The organism is Serratia nematodiphila DZ0503SBS1 (assembly GCF_000738675.1).
In the GTDB taxonomy this organism is placed as follows: domain Bacteria; phylum Pseudomonadota; class Gammaproteobacteria; order Enterobacterales; family Enterobacteriaceae; genus Serratia; species Serratia nematodiphila.
In genome coordinates this window covers 737950-760602 of the sequence record NZ_JPUX01000002.1, presented here as the reverse complement: position 1 = coordinate 760602, position 22653 = coordinate 737950, and the positions used below count along the sequence as shown (strand labels likewise).

24 protein-coding genes and 1 tRNA gene are annotated in these 22653 nt (G+C 61.8%); 15 read left to right on the top strand and 10 right to left on the bottom strand.

The genetic code is table 11. The annotated features are described in order from the left end of the window. Nucleotides 1–9: 9 nt before the first annotated feature. Nucleotides 10–729: a class I SAM-dependent methyltransferase gene (locus JL05_RS24225; protein WP_004930191.1), complete on the top strand. Its 720-nt coding sequence runs from the start codon at nt 10–12 to the stop codon at nt 727–729. Here JL05_RS24225 and rnhA read toward each other — a convergent pair. Beyond that, nucleotides 726–1193 (bottom strand): ribonuclease HI, encoded by a 468-nt coding sequence (gene rnhA, locus JL05_RS24220; RefSeq protein ID WP_004930193.1) that lies wholly within the window; start codon nt 1191–1193, stop codon nt 726–728. The genes JL05_RS24225 and rnhA overlap by 4 nt on opposite strands. A 72-nt stretch (nt 1194–1265) precedes the next feature. On the opposite strand from rnhA, the gene dnaQ reads away from it, so the two are divergent. Both dnaQ and JL05_RS24210 read left to right on the top strand, forming a co-directional pair. Then, nucleotides 1266–2009, top strand: a complete 744-nt coding sequence (gene dnaQ / locus JL05_RS24215) for a DNA polymerase III subunit epsilon (protein ID WP_004930195.1) — start codon at nt 1266–1268, stop codon at nt 2007–2009. A 144-nt stretch (nt 2010–2153) separates the two neighbouring features. Then, nucleotides 2154–2230 (top strand) — tRNA-Asp (locus tag JL05_RS24210). A gap of 105 nt (nt 2231–2335) precedes the next feature. Here the strand turns inward: JL05_RS24210 and JL05_RS24205 are convergent. Continuing rightward, on the bottom strand, nt 2336–4576 hold the full coding sequence (locus JL05_RS24205) for a TonB-dependent siderophore receptor (protein WP_033634118.1): 2241 nt from the start codon (nt 4574–4576) through the stop codon (nt 2336–2338). Between the two features lie 234 nt (nt 4577–4810). On the opposite strand from JL05_RS24205, the gene JL05_RS24200 reads away from it, so the two are divergent. Next, nucleotides 4811–5689: a siderophore-interacting protein gene (locus JL05_RS24200; RefSeq protein WP_004930199.1), complete on the top strand. Its 879-nt coding sequence runs from the start codon at nt 4811–4813 to the stop codon at nt 5687–5689. Between the two features lie 60 nt (nt 5690–5749). Here JL05_RS24200 and hpxZ read toward each other — a convergent pair whose 3' ends face one another. The 4 genes from hpxZ to JL05_RS24180 are packed head-to-tail and all read right to left on the bottom strand — an operon-like array spanning nt 5750 to nt 9336. Beyond that, entirely contained in the window at nt 5750–6139 is a 390-nt protein-coding gene (gene hpxZ, locus JL05_RS24195) for an oxalurate catabolism protein HpxZ (protein WP_033634117.1), read from the bottom strand. Nucleotides 6140–6142: 3 nt separating this feature from the next. Beyond that, nucleotides 6143–7537, bottom strand: coding sequence for an AtzE family amidohydrolase (locus tag JL05_RS24190; RefSeq protein WP_033634116.1), 1395 nt, complete (start codon nt 7535–7537; stop codon nt 6143–6145). After that, entirely contained in the window at nt 7534–7725 is a 192-nt protein-coding gene (gene hpxX / locus JL05_RS24185) for an oxalurate catabolism protein HpxX (RefSeq protein ID WP_033634115.1), read from the bottom strand. The genes JL05_RS24190 and hpxX overlap by 4 nt, the downstream gene beginning before the upstream one ends. A gap of 24 nt (nt 7726–7749) precedes the next feature. After that, nucleotides 7750–9336 (bottom strand): gamma-glutamyltransferase family protein, encoded by a 1587-nt coding sequence (locus tag JL05_RS24180; protein ID WP_033634114.1) that lies wholly within the window; start codon nt 9334–9336, stop codon nt 7750–7752. A 142-nt stretch (nt 9337–9478) separates the two neighbouring features. On the opposite strand from JL05_RS24180, the gene JL05_RS24175 reads away from it, so the two are divergent. The 7 genes from JL05_RS24175 (at nt 9479) to hpxK (ending at nt 15916) form a co-directional block, all read left to right on the top strand. Further along, nucleotides 9479–10318 carry a MurR/RpiR family transcriptional regulator gene (locus JL05_RS24175; RefSeq protein ID WP_033634154.1) on the top strand — a complete coding sequence of 280 codons (840 nt, stop codon included), beginning with the start codon at nt 9479–9481 and terminating at the stop codon, nt 10316–10318. A 216-nt stretch (nt 10319–10534) separates the two neighbouring features. Beyond that, nucleotides 10535–11326, top strand: a complete 792-nt coding sequence (locus tag JL05_RS24170) for a transporter substrate-binding domain-containing protein (RefSeq protein WP_033634113.1) — start codon at nt 10535–10537, stop codon at nt 11324–11326. A gap of 12 nt (nt 11327–11338) precedes the next feature. Beyond that, on the top strand, nt 11339–12004 hold the full coding sequence (locus tag JL05_RS24165) for an amino acid ABC transporter permease (RefSeq protein WP_033634112.1): 666 nt from the start codon (nt 11339–11341) through the stop codon (nt 12002–12004). Then, a complete protein-coding gene (locus JL05_RS24160) occupies nt 12004–12660 on the top strand; it encodes an amino acid ABC transporter permease (RefSeq protein ID WP_033634111.1) in 657 nt (218 codons plus the stop codon). Before JL05_RS24165 ends, JL05_RS24160 begins: the two co-directional genes overlap by 1 nt. Beyond that, nucleotides 12641–13384, top strand: coding sequence for an amino acid ABC transporter ATP-binding protein (locus JL05_RS24155; protein WP_033634110.1), 744 nt, complete (start codon nt 12641–12643; stop codon nt 13382–13384). The genes JL05_RS24160 and JL05_RS24155 overlap by 20 nt, the downstream gene beginning before the upstream one ends. Nucleotides 13385–13430: 46 nt before the next feature. Next, entirely contained in the window at nt 13431–14675 is a 1245-nt protein-coding gene (locus tag JL05_RS24150; RefSeq protein WP_033634109.1) for a pyridoxal-phosphate-dependent aminotransferase family protein, read from the top strand. Further along, the gene (gene hpxK / locus JL05_RS24145) at nt 14672–15916 is read left to right on the top strand and encodes an allantoate amidohydrolase (protein WP_033634108.1); all 1245 of its coding nucleotides are present in this window, start codon (nt 14672–14674) and stop codon (nt 15914–15916) included. The genes JL05_RS24150 and hpxK overlap by 4 nt, the downstream gene beginning before the upstream one ends. On the opposite strand, the gene JL05_RS24140 is transcribed toward hpxK, so the two are convergent. Next, nucleotides 15917–16690: an amidohydrolase gene (locus tag JL05_RS24140; RefSeq protein WP_033634107.1), complete on the bottom strand. Its 774-nt coding sequence runs from the start codon at nt 16688–16690 to the stop codon at nt 15917–15919. Next, nucleotides 16678–17838, bottom strand: coding sequence for a pyridoxal phosphate-dependent aminotransferase (locus JL05_RS24135; protein ID WP_033634106.1), 1161 nt, complete (start codon nt 17836–17838; stop codon nt 16678–16680). Before JL05_RS24135 ends, JL05_RS24140 begins: the two co-directional genes overlap by 13 nt. 164 nt (nt 17839–18002) lie before the next feature. Here JL05_RS24135 and JL05_RS24130 point away from each other — a divergent pair, with 164 nt between their 5' ends. The 3 genes from JL05_RS24130 to JL05_RS24120 are packed head-to-tail and all read left to right on the top strand — an operon-like array spanning nt 18003 to nt 19842. Then, entirely contained in the window at nt 18003–18617 is a 615-nt protein-coding gene (locus JL05_RS24130; protein ID WP_033634104.1) for a methylthioribulose 1-phosphate dehydratase, read from the top strand. Then, nucleotides 18614–19303, top strand: a complete 690-nt coding sequence (gene mtnC, locus JL05_RS24125) for an acireductone synthase (RefSeq protein WP_021505012.1) — start codon at nt 18614–18616, stop codon at nt 19301–19303. Before JL05_RS24130 ends, mtnC begins: the two co-directional genes overlap by 4 nt. Beyond that, nucleotides 19300–19842 carry a 1,2-dihydroxy-3-keto-5-methylthiopentene dioxygenase gene (locus JL05_RS24120; RefSeq protein ID WP_015376726.1) on the top strand — a complete coding sequence of 181 codons (543 nt, stop codon included), beginning with the start codon at nt 19300–19302 and terminating at the stop codon, nt 19840–19842. The genes mtnC and JL05_RS24120 overlap by 4 nt, the downstream gene beginning before the upstream one ends. 17 nt (nt 19843–19859) lie before the next feature. On the opposite strand, the gene mtnA is transcribed toward JL05_RS24120, so the two are convergent. Next, nucleotides 19860–20888 carry an S-methyl-5-thioribose-1-phosphate isomerase gene (gene mtnA / locus JL05_RS24115; protein ID WP_033634103.1) on the bottom strand — a complete coding sequence of 343 codons (1029 nt, stop codon included), beginning with the start codon at nt 20886–20888 and terminating at the stop codon, nt 19860–19862. Between the two features lie 146 nt (nt 20889–21034). Here mtnA and mtnK point away from each other — a divergent pair, with 146 nt between their 5' ends. Next, entirely contained in the window at nt 21035–22234 is a 1200-nt protein-coding gene (gene mtnK / locus JL05_RS24110; protein ID WP_033634102.1) for an S-methyl-5-thioribose kinase, read from the top strand. Between the two features lie 73 nt (nt 22235–22307). Here mtnK and JL05_RS24105 read toward each other — a convergent pair whose 3' ends face one another. After that, on the bottom strand, nt 22308–22460 hold the full coding sequence (locus tag JL05_RS24105; RefSeq protein WP_004930217.1) for a Hok/Gef family protein: 153 nt from the start codon (nt 22458–22460) through the stop codon (nt 22308–22310). Nucleotides 22461–22653 lie beyond the last annotated feature (193 nt).

The window sequence follows — 22653 nt, the reverse complement described above, 5'->3', positions numbered from 1 at the left end:
TAATAAATCATGAAACCAGCCCATACTCTACAAAAGCTCACCGGCCCGCAGTCCTGGGCTGAGCTGCCGTGGGGGGAGTACTATCGTGAAGCGCTCGAACGGCAGTTGCAACCCTGGTGGCCCAAGCTGTTCGGTTTCCATCTGCTGAAGATGGGCATGCTCAGCGCTGAGCTGGCCACGGATAAATGCGCAATCTCCCATCAGGTTAACGTAGGGCTGGAGGGGGAAGGGCTGCAGGTGGTCGCCGACGCTTATCAACTGCCGTTTGCCGCCAAGTCGGTAGATGCCTGCCTGTTGGCGCATACGCTGTCCTATGCGGACGATCCGCATCGCATGCTGCGTGAGGTGGACAGGGTGTTGATCGACGACGGCTGGTTGGTCATCAGCAGTTTCAATCCGTTCAGCCTGCTGGGGTTGGGCAAGCTGGCGCCCGGGTTGCGTCGTCGCCAGCCCTATGTCAGCCGCATGTTTACCCAGATGCGGCTGCTGGATTGGCTCAGCCTGCTGAATTACGAGGTGTTGCACCAGGCGCGTTTTCACGTACTGCCGTGGCACCGCAAGGGCGGCAAATTTTTATGCACCCATTTGCCGGCGCTGGGCTGCATGAGCGTGATTGTGGCGCGTAAGCGCACCTTGCCGCTGACGCCCACGCCGATGAAACTGGGGGCGAGAAAGCCGTCTCTCAGCCGCGCGGTGGGCGCGACCAAGAGCTATCGCAAGCTGCCTTAGGCTTCCGGTTGGTAACCGACGTCTTCCTGCGTCGGTTTACCGGCCGCTTCGCGCGCCAGCACGTCACAACGTTCGTTCTCCGGATGGCCGGCGTGGCCCTTGACCCATTCCCATTTCACCTCGTGGCGCTGAATGGCCTGATCCAGCCGCTGCCACAGATCGACATTTTTGACCGGTTTTTTGTCGGCGGTTTTCCAACCGCGTTTCTTCCAGTTATGGATCCAGCTGGTGATGCCCTGGCGCACGTACTGGCTGTCGGTGCTGAGCGTCACGGCGCAGGGCACGGTCAGCGCTTCCAGCGCCACGATCGCCGCCATCATTTCCATGCGGTTATTGGTGGTAAGACGGAATCCTTCGCTGAAGGTTTTTTCCGTCTGCTTATAGCGCAGTATCGCGCCGTAGCCACCGGGGCCAGGGTTGCCAAGGCAGGAGCCGTCGGTGAAAATTTCTACCTGTTTGAGCATCTCTGGTAGACTCTTCCTATCAGTTTTATAAAAGCCAAGTCTGACATAAACGAGCGCTGTGAGCACTGCAATATGATCTCTACAACCACCAGACAGATTGTCCTCGATACCGAAACCACCGGTATGAACAAGCTTGGGGTGCACTACGAAGGGCACCGCATCATCGAAATCGGTGCGGTGGAGGTGATTAACCGCCGCCTGACCGGGCGCAACTTCCACGTATACATCAAGCCGGATCGGCTGGTGGATCCGGAAGCCTACGGCGTACACGGCATCAGCGACGACTTCTTGGCCGACAAGCCGACCTTCGATCAGGTTGCCGAGGAGTTCCTCGACTTTATCCGCGGCGGCGAGCTGGTGATCCATAACGCGGCGTTCGATATCGGCTTTATGGATCACGAATTCCGCATGTTGCAGCAGGGCATCCCGAAGACCGAGACCTTCTGCACCATCACCGACAGCCTGTTGATGGCGCGTCGCCTGTTCCCGGGCAAGCGCAACAACCTCGATGCCTTGTGCAGCCGTTATGAGATAGACAACAGCAAGCGTACGCTGCACGGCGCATTGCTCGATGCCGAGATCCTGGCGGAAGTTTATCTGGCGATGACCGGCGGTCAGACCTCGATAGCGTTCCAGATGGAGGGGGATACCCAGCAAAATGACGCCGCGCAAGAAATACAACGCATTGTCCGCCCGGCGACGGCGATGAAAGTGGTCTACGCCAGCGACGAAGAAGTGAAGGCGCATGAGGCGCGTCTGGATCTGGTGGCGAAGAAGGGCGGTAGCTGCCTGTGGCGCGGAGCGCCGGCGGAATAACGGCGTTTTTGCGTGAAAAAACCTCACCGGATGAATCTTCGTTGAAAAACTGTGCAAACGGTTCATTTGCGGAGAAAAAGGCGTTGACGGAACCGAGAGGCGTCCGTAATATGCGCCTCGTTCCCCCGCAAGAGGGAATGGCGCGGAGCGGTAGTTCAGTTGGTTAGAATACCTGCCTGTCACGCAGGGGGTCGCGGGTTCGAGCCCCGTCCGTTCCGCCACTATTCAGAAGCCCTGAGTTAGCGATAACTCAGGGCTTCGTCGTTTCCGTTCTCTGAAAAACGGCGCGGCCCAATGAACGGGGCCGGCAGACCGGCCCCTTATTCTCAGAATAACACCGAATAGTTCAAGCCGAAGGTGCGTCCGCGGCCTTTATAGCTGTACAGCTCAGGCGATCCGTAGGTCGGGCTGTACAGGATCGGCGCGCGTTGGCCCCAAACGGTGGTGTATTCCTTGTCCAGCAAGTTTTCCACGCTGAAGCTGATTTTCCCTACCGGCAGGGTATAGCTGCCGAGGAAATCGAGGGTGTTGTAGCCATCGATTTTGCGCCCCTGGGTGGAATTGGCCTTGGTGTAATCGCCATCGTCCGACACGTCGAAGGTTTGCTGCGACTGTAAACGCAGATTCCAGTCGCCCGGCGCCCAGCCGACATAAGCGGTGACTTTCGATGGGCTGGCGGTATCGACCACCAGCTTCTTCCATTCGCCGTTGACCTTGGTTTCGGATCGGATAACGTTGAAGTTGGTGCCGGCGCTCCAGTCGCTGTCTTCAAAGAAGTAGTCCACCGCCCCTTCCAGCCCATAGATGCGCCGCTTATCCGCATTGACGTTAATGGTCATGTCGGTTTTGTTGATGGCGATGCTCTTGTCGGACAGCGAGTAGTAGGCGGCGATTTGCGTGCGCAGGTTATCGCCGGTATAGCGCCAGCCCAGCTCGTAGGCATTGACCTTGATGCCTTCCAGCTTGGAGTCGCCGACGTTGACACTCTTCAGCAACTGGTAATGTCCGCCGTTCAACGCGTAGGTGCCGTTACCGTAATATTTGCCCGGATCCGGGATCTCAAAGCCCTGAGAGAAGTTGAACCAGGTTTGCTGGCGCTCGGTCAGGTGCGCCAGCAGGCCGGCATTGAACAGCGCGTTGTTGTAGTCGGTTTTCCCGCCCGGTATAGCGTCGGCGGACGTCGCGGCGCCGGTGGCGATTGCCTGCTGCTGGTTATAACCGACGAAGTCATCGATCTTGTTTTCGGTGTACTGATAACGCACGCCGCCGCTCAGGGTGAAGATCGGGTTGATGTCGTAGCTGGCCTGCAGGAACGACGCCAGGTTGCTGGTGGTATAGCTCGGGTAGCGGCCGGTGCTGTAAGCGTTCTCCAGCGTCATGCCGCCCGACTGCTGAGCCTTCGCCAGGTTGAAGAACTGCTGGTTGGCGTTGAAGCTTTCATGCTCGGCGTCAATGCCGTAAGTCAGCGTCAGTGCGTCGACAGGTTTGCTGTTTAACGTCAGCTTGCCACCGTAGAAATCGGTTTTTTGCTGCGAAGCGCCAATGCTGCTGACGTAATAGTTCGGCGCTTTGCCCGCCAGCGTCGGGAACGGGTAGAAGGTCAACGTTTCGTCGCGGTAGTAGACCTGCGCCACCAAATCCTGGCCGAGGAAATCAGTGTTGGAATACTGCAGGTTGATGAGATGTCGTTCGGTGCCGGGGATGCGATCGGAGTTTAAGTTACCGCTGTTATATGCCTTGGCATTGCCGGTCACCGCCGCAAAGTTCTCTCCCAGGAACAGGCCGTGATCGCCGTCGGATTGGCTTTTGTAGTATTGGGTGGTCAGCTGCAGCTGTTGATGATCGTCGATGTTGAGGGTGCCGGTGCCCATCACGTCGAGGCGATCGGAATACTGCAGGCCGGTTTGGGTATTGTCGATCAATACCTCATTGCCTTTGCCGTCATACCAGCCGCCATAGCGCTGGTAAGAAACGGACAGGCGCCCAGAGGCATTGTCGTTGCCGCCGCTGACCGCCGCCGCCACGTTCTCGTCGTGATCGTTATGGCTGCCAAAGCCGGTTTTACCGCCGACCTGCAACTCGACCTGCTGTTCCTGTTGTCCTTTTTTGGTGACGATATTGATCAGGCCGCCGGTGCTGCCGCCGCCGTACAGCGAGGTCGCGCCGGAAATCACCTCGATATGATCGATATTGAACGGATCGATCGAATCCAACTGGCGGCTGTCGCTGCGCGATGAATTCAGGCGCACGCCGTCAATCATCACCATCATCGAGCGGCCGCGCATATTCATGCCATAGTTGGTGCGGCCCTGGCCGCTGACGTCCATGCTGGGGATCAGCTGCGCCAACATGTCCTTGATCTCTTTGCCGCCCTGAACCTGCTGTTCGATCTCCTGGCTTTCGATCACCCAGGTGGTCTGCGCCATTTCCGCCGTGCTGCGGTGTGAACGGCTGGCGGAGACCACCATCTGCTCTTCGGCGCCGGCTTTCTGATCTTCTGCCCAAGCCGTTGGCGCAAGCATCGCCAGCAGACAAGGATTCAAAACCCAAAGGTGTTTGCGTTTCATCGTTATTTATTTCCCAGGTGATATTGTTATTGCGTTATTTTTGAGAATGATTCTTTTATCAATAACGTTTCTTGTTATCAATAAAATCATGATATGATTTTTTGCGATACATTAACGTAATTAATTAGTTTTATTAACATTTTACTCGCTGCGCGATCGAGCAACCCACGCCGTCAACACGGCAGCCGATCGGCCATACGTTCAAGCGACAGCCGTTGCCGGAGAATCGAGAACATGTCCGCCAGCTACAGAATTTTTGATATCACCTTGAAAAGCAAAACGCTGATTTCACCTTCGCTGGTGCGCTGCGTGTTTGAAGGTGCGGATATTCATCGGATGAAGTTGGAAGCGCCGGATCAGCGCATCAAACTGTTGTTCCCGGCGGCGGACGGCCAGATCCCGCAGTTGGCCAATAGCCCGGACTGGTATGGCGATTACATGGCGATCCCCAAAGAGCGACGCCCGGTGATGCGCACTTATACGCTGCGTGCGCTGCGCCGTGAGCAGAATCAGATGGACGTCGAGTTCGTGCTGCATGGCGTGAACGGCCCGGCCTCCGCCTGGGCGACTCACGCCGAGCCGGGTGATGCCATCCAGACCGTCGCCCCCAACGCTGACTTCGACGGCGACAGCGGCGGCTACGAATGGGCGCCGCCGGCGCAGTTGCAGCAGGCGCTGTTGATCGCCGATGAAACGGCCGTGCCGGCGGCGATGGGCATTCTGGAGCAATTGGCGCAGCAGACCAATCCGCCGCGCGTGCAGGCGTTCTTCGAAGTGCCGCAGGCGGGGGATTGCCTGGATTTGACCCGCTTCCCGTTCGCCGAGGTTTACTGGCTGCCGCGCGATGTGGGCCGCCAGTTGGCGCACGGCACGTTGCTGGTGGAAGCGGTGCGCCAGCGGGTGGATATTCCCGCTTCGGCGTGCGCGCAAGCGCAGTCTCTGGCGGAAAGCAGCCTGAGCGATGAGGTGTTGTGGGAGCGGGCGGCGGGCGGCAACGCTTTCTATGCCTGGGTGGCGGCCGAGTCTTCGGCGGTGAAAACCCTGCGCCGTTATCTGATCGGCGAACGCGATCTGGACCGCGCTACCGTTAACTTTATGGCCTACTGGTGCTGAGTCGGCCGCTGTCGCCGCGCGATTGCATCATGGGTTCTACCGCCTGGAGCCCTGTGAAGGCTAAGGCGCGTCGAGCAGGCTGACGTGCGCCGCTACGATGCGCCAGCCACAGGGCAGTTTGACCCAGGTTTGCATTTGCCGCCCCCTGCGATTGCTGCCCGGCCGATGAAATTCCGTGCTGGCCACCGCCATATCTTCACCAAAAGTCGTGATTTGGGTGTTTTCCAACAGCCGCTCCAGTCCGTTGGCCGGGCGCCGTTGACGAAAATCGCGGATCTCGTCGATACCGTAGAGGCTTTCGGTGGCGCCATAGCGCACCGTGCGCGCGTCGTGCCAGAACAACTCGTCCAGCACATCGATGTCATTGCTGATTAACGCCTGCTCATAGCGGTAAAAGGCGGCGTTGACCTCCGCCAGCACCGCCGGCCGATCGATATGTTCATTGTTCATTGATTACTCCTGTTTGCAGACGCAAGTGGCGATGCCGGCGCATTCCAGCGCATAGGCGGCGCGCAGCGCCAAATCTTCGCGCCACGGCGGGGCGATCAGTTGCAGGCCGATCGGCAGACCGGATGCGCTTTTCAAAGGAACCGTCACGACCGGCAGGCCAAGGAAGGAAATCGGCTGCGTCAGCAGGCCCATACTGGCGCGGATCGGCAGATCGACGCCGTTGATGCGCATCGTTTCCTGGCCGATCGGCGTGGCGCTGCATGGCGTCGCCGGGGCGATCAAAATGTCCCAGTGCTTGAACAGCGGCGCGGCTTGCCGGCGAAACGCGTGACGAAAGCGCTGTGCCTGCAAATACCAGGTGGCGGGGAGCATGGCGCCGGCCAGCAGTCGTTCTCGCGACAGTGGCTCGAAGCGTTCGGGTTGGCTGCGCAACTGCGGCAGATAGCGATGGCCGCCCTCTGAGGCGCTGAGGATAAAGGCCGCCGATCGAGCCAGCTCGGCCTGCGGCAGCTCGACTTCGGCGCTGGCTGCCAGCGCTTGCGCCACCTGGTTGACTGCGGCTTTGGCGTCATCATTGCACCATTGCAGGAAATAGCCGCCTAACACGGCGCAGCGCAGGTTCTGGCTGCCCTGCGTCAGCAACGTTTCGGTGCGGGAAATCGGCCGATCGCTCTGGAACGGATCTCCGGCGTCGATGCCCTGCATCGCGTCATACACCGTCGCGAGATCGTGCACCCGGCGGGCGAACGGGCCGATGTGATCCAGGCTGTCGACAAACGGCTGGCTGCCGCTGCGCGAAAGACGGCCGAAGGTCGGTTTCAGACCATAAATGCCGCACAGCGAGGCGGGCACGCGTATTGAGCCATTGGTGTCGCTGCCGAGCGAAAAGGTCACCAGGCCGGCAGCCACCGCTGCGGCCGAGCCGCCCGAAGAGCCGCCGGCGATGCGTCCGAGGTCATGCGGGTTTCGGGTGGCGCCGTAATGGCTGTTCTCGGTGGTGAAACCGTAGGCGTAGGCGTCCATGTTCAACATGCCGCAAAGCAACGCGCCTTGATCCGCCAGCCGGGAGACGCCCCAGGCGTCGCGGCCGGCCGGTGGCCGCTCGCTGAACAAGCGGGCGCCGGCCAGCGTGGTTTCACCGGCGACGTCGAACAGGTTTTTTACCGCATAGGGAATGCCGGCCAAAGCGGGCAGCGTTTGCCCAAGCGCGCGCGAACGGTCGAGGCGATCGGCTTCTTTTTGCATGCGTTCCCGGGTGATGTGCGTAAAGGCGTTCAGCGCGGGATTCTGACGGTCGATGTGATCGAGCGTATGCCGGACGATCTCGCGCGCCGAGAGCGCGCCGCGTTCAAGGGCCGTACGGATCTCGGCGAGCGACAGGGCGCTTAAGGGGTTCATGGGCGATATACCCCTGCGATTTCCTGGCGCGGATCCAGCGGTAAGGCCATCAGCGGTTCGGCCAGCGCGGCGATGCGTTCGATCTGTTTCAACAGTTCCCGGCGGCGGACATCGTCCAGTTCAACGGCCAGCACGGTTTCCATCTGGTGGATATAGGCCGCCCAATCGGCGGCGTGTTGATTGTTCATAAGCGATCCCGATAAACAAGAGAGTCAGAAGCCGGCGGCGCTGCCGTTGCTTCGTGGATCGAAAGCGCCTTCGAACATGCCGTTGGTGTGGCGTACGATGGCGCCGGCATGGCCGACCGTTTCGCTGAACGCCGGCAGCAGTTCAACGGCGTGGCCGCGCTGTCGCAGATAGTCGAGGGTCGCCGCGTTAAAGCGCCCCTCAAGCTTCAACGAGTCCGAACTTTCTCCCCAGGTTCGCCCCAGCAGCCAGCGCGGCGCGCTGATCGCCTGCTGCAGCGGCAGCCCTTGCACCACATGCCGCACGAATAACGCCGCTTGAGTCTGTGGCTGGCCGTCACCGCCCATCGAGCCGTAGATCAGCGTGCGTCCGTCATACAGCCGGGCGGCGGCCGGGTTCAGCGTATGAAACGGCTGCTTGCCCGGCGCCAGCGCCAGCAGATGATCGGCGTCCAGGCTGAAAGAGGCGCCGCGGTTTTGCCACAGGACGCCGCTGTTCGGCAGAACCACGCCGCTGCCGAATTCGTGGTAGATGCTCTGAATGAAGGAGACCGCCAGCCCGCTGCTGTCCATCACCCCCATCCAGACCGTATCGCCGGGGCCTTTGCCCTGGCCCCAGTCGGCCGCTTTTTGGCCGTCGATGCGCCCGGCCAGCCTATCCAAATGGTCGGCCGCCAGCAGCGCCTGCGGATCCTGCGTCATGTGGCGCGGATCGGTGATGAAACGGTCGCGCAGATCGAACGCCAGCTTGGTGGCCTCGACCACGGCGTGCACCACGGCGCCTTCGCTCTGTCCGACCAGCGGCAGGCGGTCGGTCAGCCCGAGGATGGCAAGCGACACCAGCCCTTGGGTCGGGGGAGCCAGATTGAATATTTCACCTTTTTGGTGTTCCAGGCGCAGCGGAGGACGGCGGCATGGCCGATAACTCGCCAGATCCTGAGCGGTAAGCGGCATGCCCAACATCGCCATGTCCGCCGCCATGCTTTCAGCCAGCGGGCCGCGATAAAAACTGTCGAGCCCGTCCTCACTCAGTGCGATCAGCGTATCGGCCAGCTGCGGTTGGCAGAATCGTTGGCCGGCAAGCGGGATCTTTCCCTGCGGCAGGTAAATGCGGGCGAAGGGGGCGAACTCCTCCAGCTCGTGGCGTTTGCTGCGCGTCGCCGCCTCTTGGGAGGCGGTGACCGGAATGCCGTCGGCGGCGTAGCGTATGGCGTCGGCGAGCAGCCGCGACAGCGGCAGCGGCGTTTCGCCCAGTTCGGCCGAATAGGCCAACGCCTCCTGCCAGCCGCCGACGGTGCCGGCCACGGTCAACGCCGCTTTTGGGCCGCGCTGCGGGATGCGGCTTTCTCCGGCGTACAGCGCCGGCGTCGCCAGCGAGCCGGCGGCGCCGCTGGCGTCGATGGTCAGCGGCTCGCCCTGCGGCGGCACGATCAGCCAGAAACCGTCACCGCCGATGCCGTTCATGTGCGGATAGACCACGGCGATGGTCGCGGCGGCGGCCACCATCGCCTCAATGGCGTTGCCGCCTTCGCGCAGCACCGCCAGCGCGCTTTCGCTGGCGAGATGGTGTGGCGTGACCGCCATGCCCTGTGGCGCGGTATTGCTGTTAATCATGTTTCTGCCCTTGTCTGAGGTGAGCGTTTGGATAACAGAAGCAAGAGGCGTTCCACTTTTAATCAGGACGATTAATTGCTTGTCAGTGAGGGGCCGGGGCGTGCTATGTTCCGGTGAAACAAAAGTTACAGCGAGAGTGATGATGCAGCCCTTCGATGAACGCCTGCGCAACGAATATCCGCAATTGGCGCCGCAGGAACAGCGCGTCGCCGACTTTATCCTCGATCATTTCGATGACCTGATCAGTTACAACAGCGCCGAGCTGGCGCGCTTGAGCGGGGTTTCTAAAGCCACGGTCAGCAGGCTGTTCAAGCGGTTGGGGTATCGCAGCTACAAGGACATGCGCGCTGAGCTGCGCACCCTGCGCCAGAGCGGCATGCCGGTGACCGACGAGAGGCATGCGGTGCAGGGCAATACGCTGCTGGCGCGGCATTACAAGCAGGAAATGGCTAACCTCTCGCACTGGGTGAGCCATCTCGATGTGGAGCAATTCGGCGCGGTGATCGCCGCGCTGGCGCGGGCGCGGCGGGTCGCGCTGCTGGGATTTCGCAACAGCTATCCGATAGCCATGCATCTGCGTCAGCAGCTGATGCAGGTGCGGGAGCGGGTGCTGCTGATGCCGCAGCCCGGCCAGACGCTGGCGGAGGAGCTGGTCGATCTCGCGCCGCAGGATATGGCGGTGGTGGTGGCGTTTCGGCGCCGGCCGCGTCAGCTCAAGGCGATACTGACGCAGCTGCAAACTCGCCGGGTGCCGACGCTGTTGATCTGCGAACCGCAGGCGCAGGCGCTGATCCCGCTGGCGGACTGGCATTTGGCCGCCTCGCTGGACAGCGTCTCCGCCTTCGACAGCTATTCAGCCGCCATGAGCTTATGTAACCTGCTCAGCAACGCCCTGCTGCATGAGATGTTGGAGCAGGGGCGATCGCGTATTCATCATATTGCCGGTCTGTATCAGGATTTGGACGAACTGGAACCGCGCTAACCGGCGCTTTTTTGGTGCTGATGCACATTTTTGGTGCAGCTCTGGCCTGCCTGCCTTCCCTTTCTCCGTCGCCGGCCCGCTGAGGCCGGCAGGTTTTTTCTCGTTAATCAGCGCCAGTTAAGGCATGGGTTCGACGTATTTTCGATTGGCACATTAGTTGCAGAGGTTGTGGTGTAAGAATCTTTTGTTTCATCTTTTCACCATCGGGGATACGCTATGAACATCAAAAAAACGCTGTGGACGGTTTTCACCGGGATCGCCTTGCTGGCGCAGGCCGCGCCGACCATGGCGGATCAATTGCAGGAGATCCGGCAGCGCGGCGTCCTGCGCGTGGCGGTGCCGCAGGATTTCCCGCCATTCGGCTCGGTGGGCACCGATCTGCAGCCCCAGGGTTATGACATCGATATGGCGCGTTATCTGGCCGATAAGATGAAACTTAAGTTGCAGTTGGTGCCGGTCACCAGCGCCAACCGGGTGCCTTATCTGCAGACCAATAAAGTGGATCTGGTGATCTCCAGCCTGGGCAAAAATCCGGAGCGTGAAAAGACCATCGCCTTCAGCCGCGCCTATGCGCCGTTCTTCCTGGGGGTCTTTGGTCCGAAAGACGGCGCGTTGGCGAACATGGCGCAGCTCGATGGCAAGACCGTCGGCGTCACGCGCGGCGCGGTGGAGGATATGGTGCTGAGCGACGGCGCGCCTAAAGGGGCGCAGATCAAGCGTTATGAGGATAACAACACGACGCTGTCGGCCTATCTCTCCGGGCAGGTGCAGTACATCGCCACCGGTAACATGGTGGTGAGCGCCCTTGCGCGCCAGAATCCGGGCAAGGCGCCGGCCGCCAAGTTCATGTTGAAAGATTCGCCGTGCTTCGTGGGGTTGCGCCAGGGAGAACCGGCCTTGAAAGCCACAGTGGATGCGCTGATTGGACAGGCGCTGGCGGACAAGACGCTGAATGGCCTGTCGGAGAAATGGTTGAAGGCGCCGCTGCCCGATGGTTTTGGCGCATAACGGGAGCGGCGGATGACCTATCAGCTGAATTTCTCCGCGCTCTGGCCCTACATGCCTGAGCTGTTGGCGGGGTTACTGACGACGATGGCGCTGACGGCGCTGGCGACGTTGATGGGGGTTGCGTTGGGCATTTGCGGCGCGGCGATCCGCAGCGGCCGGGCCGGCGCGCTGAGCCGCCTCTGGGGCGTTTACGTCGAAGTGGTGCGCAACACGCCGTTCGTCGTGCAGTTGTTCTTCATCGTGTTCGGCCTGCCGAGCCTGGGCTGGAAACTGACGGCCGGGCAGGCGGCGCTGCTGGCGATGGTGATCAACCTTGGCGCCTACAGCACCGAAATTATTCGCGCCGGCATTCAGGTCACGCCGAAGGGGCAGTGGGAAGCGGGACGCGTGTTGGGGCTCAGCCGCAGCCAGACCTTTTTACGCATCGTACTGCCGCCGTCGCTGCAGCGTATTTATCCGGCGTTGGTGAGCCAGTGCATCATCGTGATGCTGGGATCCTCGGTGGTGTCGCAGGTCTCGTTCGAAGAGCTGACCTTCGCCGCCAACCTGATCCAGTCGCGCACCTTCCTCAGCTTTGAAGTCTATCTGGTGACGGCGCTGCTTTATCTGTTGTTGTCGCTGTTGATGCGTCAACTGTTGCTGGCCGCCGGGCGGCGTTTTTTAGGGAGCCGAAACTGATGCTGACGTTTACCGATTGGGACATCGTGCGCAATCTGCTGTTGGCGGCTCGCTGGACGCTGCTGCTGTCGTTGACGGCGTTCTTCGGCGGCACGCTGGTGGCGCTGCCGCTGGTGTTGATGCGCCTGAGCAAGCGCCGCTGGGCAATGCGTTTTGTCCGCGTTTACGCAGAACTGTTTCAGGGCACGCCGCTGCTGATGCAGCTGTTTTTAGCGTTTTTCGGTCTGGCGCTGTTCGGCGTCGACGTCAGCCCATGGACCGCGGCCGCGCTGGCGCTGACGCTATTCACCAGCGCTTTTCTGGTGGATATCTGGTCCGGCAGCATCGCCGCCTTGCCGAAAGGTCAGTGGGAGGCAGCCCGTTGTCTCGGGCTGAGTTTCGCGCAGACGCTGATGCGCGTCATCACGCCGCAGGCGGTGCGTATCGCCATTGCGCCGACCGTCGGTTTCTCGGTTCAGGTGATCAAGGGCACCGCCTTGGCGTCGATCATTGGCTTCGTCGAGCTGACCAAGGCCGGCACCATGCTGAACAATGTGACTTATCAGCCCTTCAAGGTGTTTGGTCTGGTCGCGTTGGGCTATTTCCTGATGTGCTATCCCTTGTCGCGTTACAGCCATTATCTGGAGAAGAAATGCCATGCCGATCATCACCATTAATCAGGTTCAAAAATATTACGGTCAGAATCATGTGTTGAAGGGCGTGGATCTGGATATCGACATGGGACAGGTGGTCTCGATCATCGGCCGCAGCGGGTCTGGTAAAAGCACGCTATTGCGCTGTATCAACGGGCTGGAAGGGTATCAGGAAGGGAGCATCAAACTGGGCGGCATGACCATCACCGAACGCGATTCGCAGGCGCGTGAAATCAGCCGCTCGATTGGCATGGTGTTTCAGAACTTTAACCTGTTCCCGCATATGACGGCGCTGGAAAACGTGATGCTGGCGCCGCGCCGGGTGCTGAAAAAAAGCGCTGCCGAGTGCCGCGAGTTGGCCGAACAGATGCTGAACAAGGTGGGATTGGGTGAGCGCATGCATTACGCGCCGGCCAACCTTTCCGGCGGGCAACAGCAGCGGGTGGCGATCGCTCGGGCGCTGGCGATGAAACCGAAGGTGTTGCTGTGCGATGAGATCACCTCGGCGCTGGATCCCGAGCTGGTGGGTGAAGTCCTGAAGGTGCTGGAACAGTTGGCGCGAGAGGGCATGACGCTGATTCTGGTCACTCATGAAATGAGCTTCGCCCGCGAGGTGGGCGACCGGGTGGTATTCATGCACCAGGGCAAGGTGTGGGAGCAGGGAAATAGCCGCACGCTGTTCGCCAATCCGCAAACGCAGGAATTGAAACAGTTTATCGCTTCTGTGCGCGGGTTGTCAGAAGCCTGATCTCGGCAAATAAAATGACAAGTTATTAAGCTGGTAAGGAAATAACATGCTAACTACTCCGCAGTTCGAACAGATTAACCCGCCGGCGCGCCTGTTGATGGGGCCGGGGCCGATCAACGCCGATCCGCGCGTGCTGCGCGCCATGTCGAGCCAACTGATCGGCCAGTACGATCCGGCAATGACCGGTTACATGAATCAGGTCATGGCGCTGTATCGCGCGCTGTTCCGCACCGAAAACCGCTGGACGATGCTGGTGGACGGCACCTCGCGCGCCGGCATCGAGGCGCTGCTGGTTTCTGCCATTCGTCCGGGCGATAAGGTGCTGGTGCCGGTATTCGGCCGCTTCGGACATCTGCTGTGCGAAATTGCCCGCCGTTGTCGCGCCGAGGTACACACGATCGACGCGCCGTGGGGCGAGGTGTTCAGCGCCGATCGCATCGAAGACGCGATTAAGCGGGTGCGCCCGCGTCTGCTGCTGACGGTGCAGGGCGACACGTCCACCACCATGCTGCAGCCGCTGCATGAGCTGGGCGATATCTGTCGCCGCCACGGCGTGCTGTTCTATACCGATGCGACGGCGTCCTTTGGCGGCAACCCGCTGGAGACCGACGCCTGGGGGCTGGATGCGGTCTCCGCCGGGCTGCAGAAGTGCCTGGGCGGCCCTTCCGGCAGTTCGCCGGTCACCCTCAGCCCGCAGTTTGAAGAGATCGTGCGTCGTCGCAAATGCGTGGAGGAGGGGATCCGCACCGCCGAACATGCCGACGGCGACGACGAGATGATCTACTCCAACTATTTCGACCTCGGCATGATCATGGATTATTGGGGGCCGGAACGCCTGAATCACCATACCGAAGCCACCAGCATGTTGTTCGCGGCGCGAGAATGCGCGCGGGTGATCCTCGAGGAAGGGCTGGATCAGGCCATTGCCCGCCACCGGCTGCATGGCGCGGCGATGCTGGCGGGCATCCAAGGCATGGGGCTGGCGGTGTTCGGCGATCTCGAGCACCGCATGAATAACGTGCTCGGCGTGATGATCCCGCCGCAGGTGCACGGCGAGCAGGTGCGGCAGATGATGCTGAACGATTTCGCCATCGAAATCGGCACCTCGTTCGGCCCGCTGCAGGGCAAGATCTGGCGCATCGGCACCATGGGCTACAACGCGCGCAAAGATTGCGTGCTGCAAACGCTGGCGGCGCTGGAGGCGGTGTTGAACCGGTTGGGCTTCGCCACGCAACAGGGGGAGGCCCTCCAGGCGGCCTGGAAGCTGTACGATGCAGGACGGCCAGAATGACGCCGCAGGAGGCGCAGCAGGCCGCCGCGCGGGTGATGGCGCGCTGTGACGAGCTGGCGGCGATCAGCGCGGAGCCCGGTAAACTGACGCGTCTTTATTTGTCTGCGGAACATCGGCGCGCCAACGTTCTGGTGGGCGAATGGATGCGCGAGAGCGGCATGCGGGTGTGGCAAGACAGCGTCGGCAATATCTGTGGCCGTTATGAAGGGCTAACGCCCGGCGCCTCCGCGCTGCTGCTCGGTTCGCATCTGGACACGGTGCGCAACGCCGGGCGTTATGACGGCATGCTCGGCGTGCTCACGGCGCTGGAAACGGTGGCGCAATACCACCGCCAGGGGCGCCGTTTGCCGCTGGCGCTGGAGGTGATCGGCTTTGCCGACGAAGAGGGCGCTCGCTTTGGCGTGACGTTGCTGGGCAGCCGCGGCTTGACCGGCCAATGGCCGCAGGAATGGCTGGCGCAGACTGACGCGGACGGGGTGAGCATCGCGCAGGCCATGCGCGACTTTGGGCTGGAGCCGACGGCGATCGCGCAGGCGCGCCGCGCGCCGCAGGAAATCCGCGCTTATCTGGAATTGCATATCGAACAAGGCCCATGTCTGGAGGCGGCCGACCTGGCGCTGGGCGTGGTGACGGCGATCAACGGCGCACGTCGGCTTAACTGTGTCTTTAGCGGGGATGCGGGGCATGCCGGTACGGTGCCGATGGGGCAGCGCAAAGACGCGCTGGCGGCCGCGGCGGAATGGATAACGGCGGTTGAAACGTTGACCCGCGACGCCGATCCGCATCTGGTGGCCACCGTCGGCTGCATCGAGAGCCTGCCGGGCGCGGCCAATGTGATCCCGGGCGAAGTGCGATTGACGCTCGACGTGCGCGGCCCGCAGGATGCGCCGCTGGCGGCGCTGTTGGAGATGTTGCTGGCGCAGGCGCAGACGATCTGCGCACGCCGCGGAGCGCGCTTCGCCAGCGAGGAGTTTTACCGCATTGACGCCACCGCCTGCGATAGCGATCTGCAGCGCCGCTGGCAGGCGGCCGTCGAGCAGGTACAGGGGCAGAGCCTGGCGCTGCCGAGCGGCGCCGGTCATGACGCCATCGCCGTGGCGGCGCAATGGCCGGTCGGCATGCTGTTTGTGCGTTGCGCCGGCGGCGTCAGCCATCATCCGGCCGAAGCGGTGCGGCAGGCGGACGTAGCGCTGGCGATCCAGGCCTATTGCCTGACGATCGCCGGCTGGGACCGCGTTTAATCAGTCAAGACGCAGAAAGCTGTCGGCGTCGCGCCAGGCCGGGAAGGCGCTGCGGTAACTTTGCAGGTTTTCCAGCGACAGCTCGGCGTCTAGCCGCGCGGCCGCGCCGGGCTCGGCATCCGCCAGGATCTCGCCCTGCGGGCTGATGATCAGGCTGTCTCCGCTGTAGTTCAGGCCGTTAGGGTCTTCGCCCACCCGGTTGCAGCCCGCCACATACACCTGATTTTCAATCGCCCGCGCCGCCAGCAGCGTTTGCCAATGGCGGCTGCGCGGCGCCGGCCAGTTGGCGACGTACAGCGCCAGATCGTAATCCTGCTGATAGCGCGCCCAGACCGGGAAGCGCAGGTCGTAGCAGATCTGCGGCAGGATGCGCCAGCCGCGCCACTCGAAGATTTCACGCCGGTTGCCGGCCTGGTAGTGCAGGTGTTCGCCGGCCATGCGGAACAGATGGCGTTTGTCATAGGCATGCACCTGGCCGCCCGGCTCCACCAGCAGGAAGCGATTGACCGCGCCTTCGGCGGTTTTCAGCGCCACGCTGCCGCCGATCAACGCGTGGCTTTTCACCGCCCAGCCGTGCAGCCAGTCGATCACCTGCTGTTCGGGCAGGGCGCTCTCGCCGGCATCCATGGCAAAACCGGTGGTGAACATTTCCGGCAAGACGATGAGATCGCGCCCGACGATCGGCGCCAGCAACGCGTCGAAGGCGGCCAGGTTAGCGAGGCCGTCGCGCCAGACCAGCGGTTGCTGCAACAGGGTAATTTTTAAAGTCGACATAACCGCTCCGCAGCTGCATCCAGCGTGGCGTCCTGTTTAGCGAAGCACAGCCGGATCAATTTATGAGGGAAAGGATCGGCACAGAAGACCGACAGCGGAATGGCCGCCACGCCCACGTGCTCAGTTAACCAATGGCAGAACGCCACATCGTCCAGATCGGAGATGGCGCTGTAGTCCGCCAGCAAGAAGTATGTACCGGCGCAGGGTAAAATTTCCAGTCGGCTGCTCGCCAGCGCCTGCACAAAGCGATCGCGCTTGGCGCGATAGAACGCCGGCAGCTGTCGCCAGTGCTCCGGTTCGGTGCGCAGGCTATCCGCCAGCGCCAACTGCGCCGGAGTATTGACCGAAAAGGTCAGGTATTGATGCACCTTGCGCACCTCGGCGCTCAGCGCGGCGGGCGCCACGCAGTAACCCACTTTCCAGCCGGTCATGTGGAAGGTTTTGCCGAAAGAGGAGACCGCGATCGCGCGTTGGCGCAGCTGCGGGTGGGCCAACACGCTGGCGTGGCCGCCTTTGGCGAAGCAGATATGTTCGTAAACCTCGTCGCTGAGTACGTAGATTTCGCGTTCGGCGATGGCGTGCCACAGCTGCTGCATGTCTTCCGCCTGCCAGGCGGTGGCGGACGGGTTGTGCGGCGTGTTGACGATCACCAGGCGGGTGCGCGGCGACAGCGCGGCGGCGAACCGGTGCCAATCCACGGCAAACGCGGGCGGCTGCAGGGCGAGGCGTTTGAGTACGCCGCCGGCCAGCGTCACCGCCGGCGCGTAGCTGTCGTAGCTCGGATCGAAACAGACCACCTCATCGCCGGGGCGCACCAGTGCCGTGATGGCGGCGAACAGCGCTTCGGTAGCGCCGGCGGTGACGGTCACTTCGGCGGTGGCGTCCGGCTGCCAGCCATACAGCTCGGCAGTTTTGTCGGCGATGGCTTCGCGCAGCGCCGCCACGCCGGTCATCGGGGCATACTGGTTGGCGCCCTGGGCGACATGCCAGGCCAGGCGTGCTTTCAGGTAGTCCGGCCCGTCGAAATCGGGGAAGCCCTGCGACAGGTTGATCGCCTGATGCTGCTGCGCCAGCGCGCTCATCTGGGTGAAGATGGTGGTGCCCAGGGCAGGCAGTTTACTTTCGGGAATCAATGCGGAAGTGCTCATAGCAGGTGAATACTCCAGGCGCTTATATTGCCGTCAATATAACACGATGCTAGTATTTGGCAATCAAGACGCTTAGATGGCTAAATGCGAAAAAGTGCTTAGCCTGTCGCGCAGCCGGCTAAGCCTCACCTGCTGACCGCTATACCGAACGGGAAACGATAACAATGACGGAGAATCCGCAACTTACCGCATTACTGGCGGTCTGCCACTGGATTGGCGACAAAGGCTGGTGTCCGGCGACCGGCGGCAACATGTCGTTGCGCCTCGACGAACGCCAGTGCCTGGTCACCGAATCCGGCAAAGACAAAGGCAGCCTGAGCGCCGCCGATTTTCTGCGGGTGGATATTGCTGACAATCACGTGCCGAGCGGCCGTACGCCATCGGCGGAAACCGGGCTGCATACGCTGCTCTATCGCTTGTACCCGCACCTTGGCGCGGTGCTGCATACCCATTCCGTCAACGCCACCGTGTTGTCGCGGGTGGAACGCGGCGATGCGTTGGTGCTGCAGGGGTACGAAATGCAAAAGTCGCTCGCTGGCCAGCGCAGCCACCTGGACAGCGTGGCGATCCCCATTTTCGATAACGATCAGGACATCCCCCGGCTGGCGGCGCGCGTGGCGGCCTATGCCGAGGTCACGCCGCTGCAGTACGGTTTTCTGGTGCGCGGCCACGGTCTCTATTGCTGGGGAAGCCAGGTGGCGGAAGCCCGCCGCCATCTCGAAGGGCTGGAATTCCTGTTCCAGTGTGAACTGCAACGTCGTTTGCTGGAGGCGAAATGATCCGCGCTATCGTGACCGATATTGAAGGCACCACCAGCGATATTCGCTTCGTGCATCAGGTGCTGTTTCCCTATGCCCGTGAACGGCTGGCGGATTTTGTTCGCCGTCACGCCACGGAGAGCGAAGTCGCCGCGCCGCTGGCGGCGCTGCGCGCTGAAATTGACCAGCCACAGGCGGATCTCGACGCGCTGATCGCCGCGCTGTACCGCTTTATGGATGAAGACCGCAAATCCACCGCGCTCAAGGCGCTGCAGGGCATCATCTGGCGTAGCGGCTATCGCGAAGGGGATTTCCGCGGGCATCTGTACCCGGAGGTCGCGGGGCAGCTGGCCGCCTGGCAGCGTCAGGGGCTGCAGCTTTACGTCTATTCCTCCGGTTCGGTGGAGGCGCAGAAGCTGCTGTTCGGCCACAGCGACGCCGGCGATCTGCAGCCGCTGTTTAGCGGCTATTTCGACACGCACGTCGGCGCCAAGCGTGAAACCGCGTCGTACCGCAACATTGCGCAGGCTATCGGCATCGCGCCCGACGAACTGCTGTTCCTGTCCGATATCCACCAGGAGCTGGACGCGGCGCAGGCCGCCGGCTGGCATACCTGCCAGCTGATCCGCGATGAGGCGGACGCACAAAGCCGGCATCCACAGGTCAGCCGTTTTGATCACATCGATTTAGGGGAGTTTGTCTCATGAGTGGATTGACCATTTTCAGTGATACAGCGCCGCAGCAGCCGCTGTGGCAGAGCCGCGACGCGCAGGAAATCCAGCGCCAGCTGGCGCAGATCGGCGTGCGCTTTGAGCGTTGGCAGGCGGATCGCGAGCTGGGCGACAATCCGCAGCCGGAGGCGGTGATCGCCGCCTACCAGCATGAGATCGACCGGCTGGTGGCGGAAAAGGGCTACCAGAGCTGGGACGTGATCAGCATGCGACCGGACCACGAACAGCGCCAGGCGCTGCGTGAAAAATTCCTGTCCGAACATACGCACGGCGAAGATGAAGTGCGCTTTTTCGTTGAAGGGGCGGGGCTGTTTTGCCTGCATCTGGACGGCAAGATCTTCCAGATCCTGTGCGAAAAGAACGATCTGATCTCAGTGCCGGCCAACACCCGCCACTGGTTCGATATGGGCTCGGCGCCGCACTTTACCGCGATCCGGGTGTTCGACAACCCGGAAGGCTGGGTGGCGCATTTCACCGGCGACAAGATCGCCGATGCCTATCCGCGTCTGGACTGATCGTTAACCGGCGGGCGTTAACCCAGCGTCCGCCGGAAAATCCCCGCTTCAACCTGTTGCGGCGTGATCACGCCGCTGTCGAACACCCACCCGCTGATGAGTTTTGCCGGCGTGACGTCGAACGCCGGATTGTAGACCGGCGCCTCGGCCGGCGCCCACTGGCAGGCGCCGAAGCTGCCTGAAACGCCGGTGACTTCGGCTGCTGCTCGCTGCTCGATCGGGATGGCGGCGCCGTCCGGACAGTGCGGATCGTGGGTGGTGTGCGGGGCGGCCACGTAGAATGGAATGCCATGGTAGTGCGCCAGCACCGCCAGGCTGTAAGTGCCAATCTTGTTGGCGACGTCGCCGTTGGCGGCGATGCGATCCGCGCCGACCCACACCGCATCGACCTGGCCCTGCGCCATCAGGCTGGCGGCCATCGAATCGCAGATCAGGCGATAGGGAATGCCCAGCTCGCCCAGTTCCCAGGCGGTCAGACGGCCGCCCTGCAGCAGCGGCCGGGTTTCATCTACCCATACCTGTTGCACCTTGCCCTGCTGGTGGGCGCGCAGCAGCACGCCGATGGCGGTGCCGACGCCGGCGGTGGCCAACCCGCCGGTATTGCAGTGGGTCAGCAGGCGGCTGCCGGGCTTGACCAGACCAGCGCCGCGATCGGCGATGCGATCGCACAGCAGGCGATCTTCCTCCACCAACCGCAGCGCTTCGTTCACCATCGCCGGCGCCCAGTCAGGCTCCGCCAGCGCCAGCTTCATGCGATCCAGATTGTTCATCAGGTTAACCGCCGTCGGGCGGGCGGCGCGCAGCGTGTGCAGCGCCTGCTCCAGCTCGGCGCGCGTCAGACCGCGTTCCGCCAGCAGCGCCAACAACAGGCTGGCGGACAGCCCGATCAGCGGTGCGCCGCGCACCCGCAGGCTGTGAATGTGCCCGACCAACTCCTCCACGCTGTCGCAAGCGCGCCACCGCTTTTCCTGCGGCAGGGCTTGCTGATCGAGGATCCAAAGGCGGTTGTCCTGCAGGGTCAAACTGGTGGTGTTAAGCGCTTGCATCGGCGGTTAATTCCTTGTTGCGAGGTTATTGCATCTGAAACGCTATTCTGCCAACATGACTTCCAGATGTATAGACGTCCAAATGCTTTTACGTCTAAATAAACAGAATCGCTGGGGGCAGCGAGAGAGAACAGAGGGGTTGGGGAATGTCGCTTTATCGTACGTTTACGGCTGCCGATGCCGTTGAATACGCCCGCCAATACGGGCAGGTGGCCGATCCGCAGGCGCTGGTCAGCGCCGACGAGATCGGCGACGGCAACCTGAACCTGGTGTTCAAGATCCGCGATCGCGAAGGCGTGAGCCGGGTGATCGTCAAACAGGCGCTGCCCTACGTGCGCTGCGTGGGCGAATCCTGGCCGCTGACGTTGGATCGGGCGCGCATCGAAGCGGAAACGCTGTTGATCCACGGCGGTTTCTGCCCGCGGCATACGGTAAAAGTCTTGCATCACGATCCCGAGTTGGCGGTGATGGTGCAGGAAGATCTCTCCGATCATCGCATCTGGCGCAGTGAACTGGTGCAGGGGAACTATCATCCGCTGGCGGCCGGGCAGCTGGCGGAATACCTGGCGCAGACGTTGTTTCACACCTCCGATTTTTATCAGCCGGCGCAGCAGAAAAAGGCGGAAGTCAGTCGCTTCACCAACCCCGAGCTGTGCCAGATCACCGAAGATCTGTTCTTTACCGATCCCTATATCGACCATGAGCGCAATCAGTTCGAGGCGGCGCTGTTGCCGCAGGTGCAGGCGCTGCGTGAGGATGCGCCGCTGAAGCTGGCGGTCGCCGGCCTGAAACACCGCTTCCTCAGCAAGGCGGAGGCGTTGTTGCATGGGGATATCCACAGCGGTTCAATTTTCGTGGCGGAAGGGCGATTGAAAGCGATCGACGCTGAATTCGGTTTCTACGGCCCGATCGGTTTTGATGTCGGCACTGCGTTAGGCAATCTGCTGCTCAACTATTGCGGCCAGCCTGGGCTGTTCGGGCCGCGCGACGCCGCCGCCGGGCGCGAGCAGCGTCTGCAGGATGTGCGCGAGCTGTGGCTGATCTTTGCCGATCGTTTCCTGGCGCTGTGCCATCAGCAAAGCCGCGATGCGGCGCTGGCGACGCCGGGTTACGCCGAGCAGTTCCTGCTGCAGGTCTGGACTGATGCGATAGGGTACTGCGGTACCGAGCTGATTCGGCGCACTATCGGCCTGGCGCACGTCGCCGATCTGGACAGCATCGCCGACGCCGACATGCGCCTCGGCTGTCAGCGTCATGCGCTGGGCTTGGGGCGCACGCTGATCGTCAATGCGCCGCAGATCGAGCATATCGATGCGCTGTTGGCGCGTATTCGTCAGCAAGGCTGAAAAGGCGGGTGCTCGTGGATCCTGCCTGACATCATCAGCCAACGGGCGGGGCGAACCCCGCCGTTGGGTTGCCTTACCGTTCGGATTCGTAAGCCAAAGTGGCCGCAACCTCCGAGTCTCCCAACCTGATGCGCAGTTCGCACAGCGAACCGCGGGTGAGCCAGATGAACGCGATCAGCGTCATACAGACGATCACCAGTTTAAGCACGACCCGTTTTTGCTGCATTTTTGACCTCCCTATCCTTGCCTTGCGGCGGGTAAGAGGCTAACCTGATGTTGCTAGGCATCAGAGTGGCCTCGGGTTGATAATATCGACTCGGGGCCTTTCTCTTTCTCTCCTTTGCCAAGGCGCCGGACAGAAAGATCCAGAGCACCCGCTGCGCAGTCTACCCGAACTTCCTTCCCGTTAAATCCGCCGT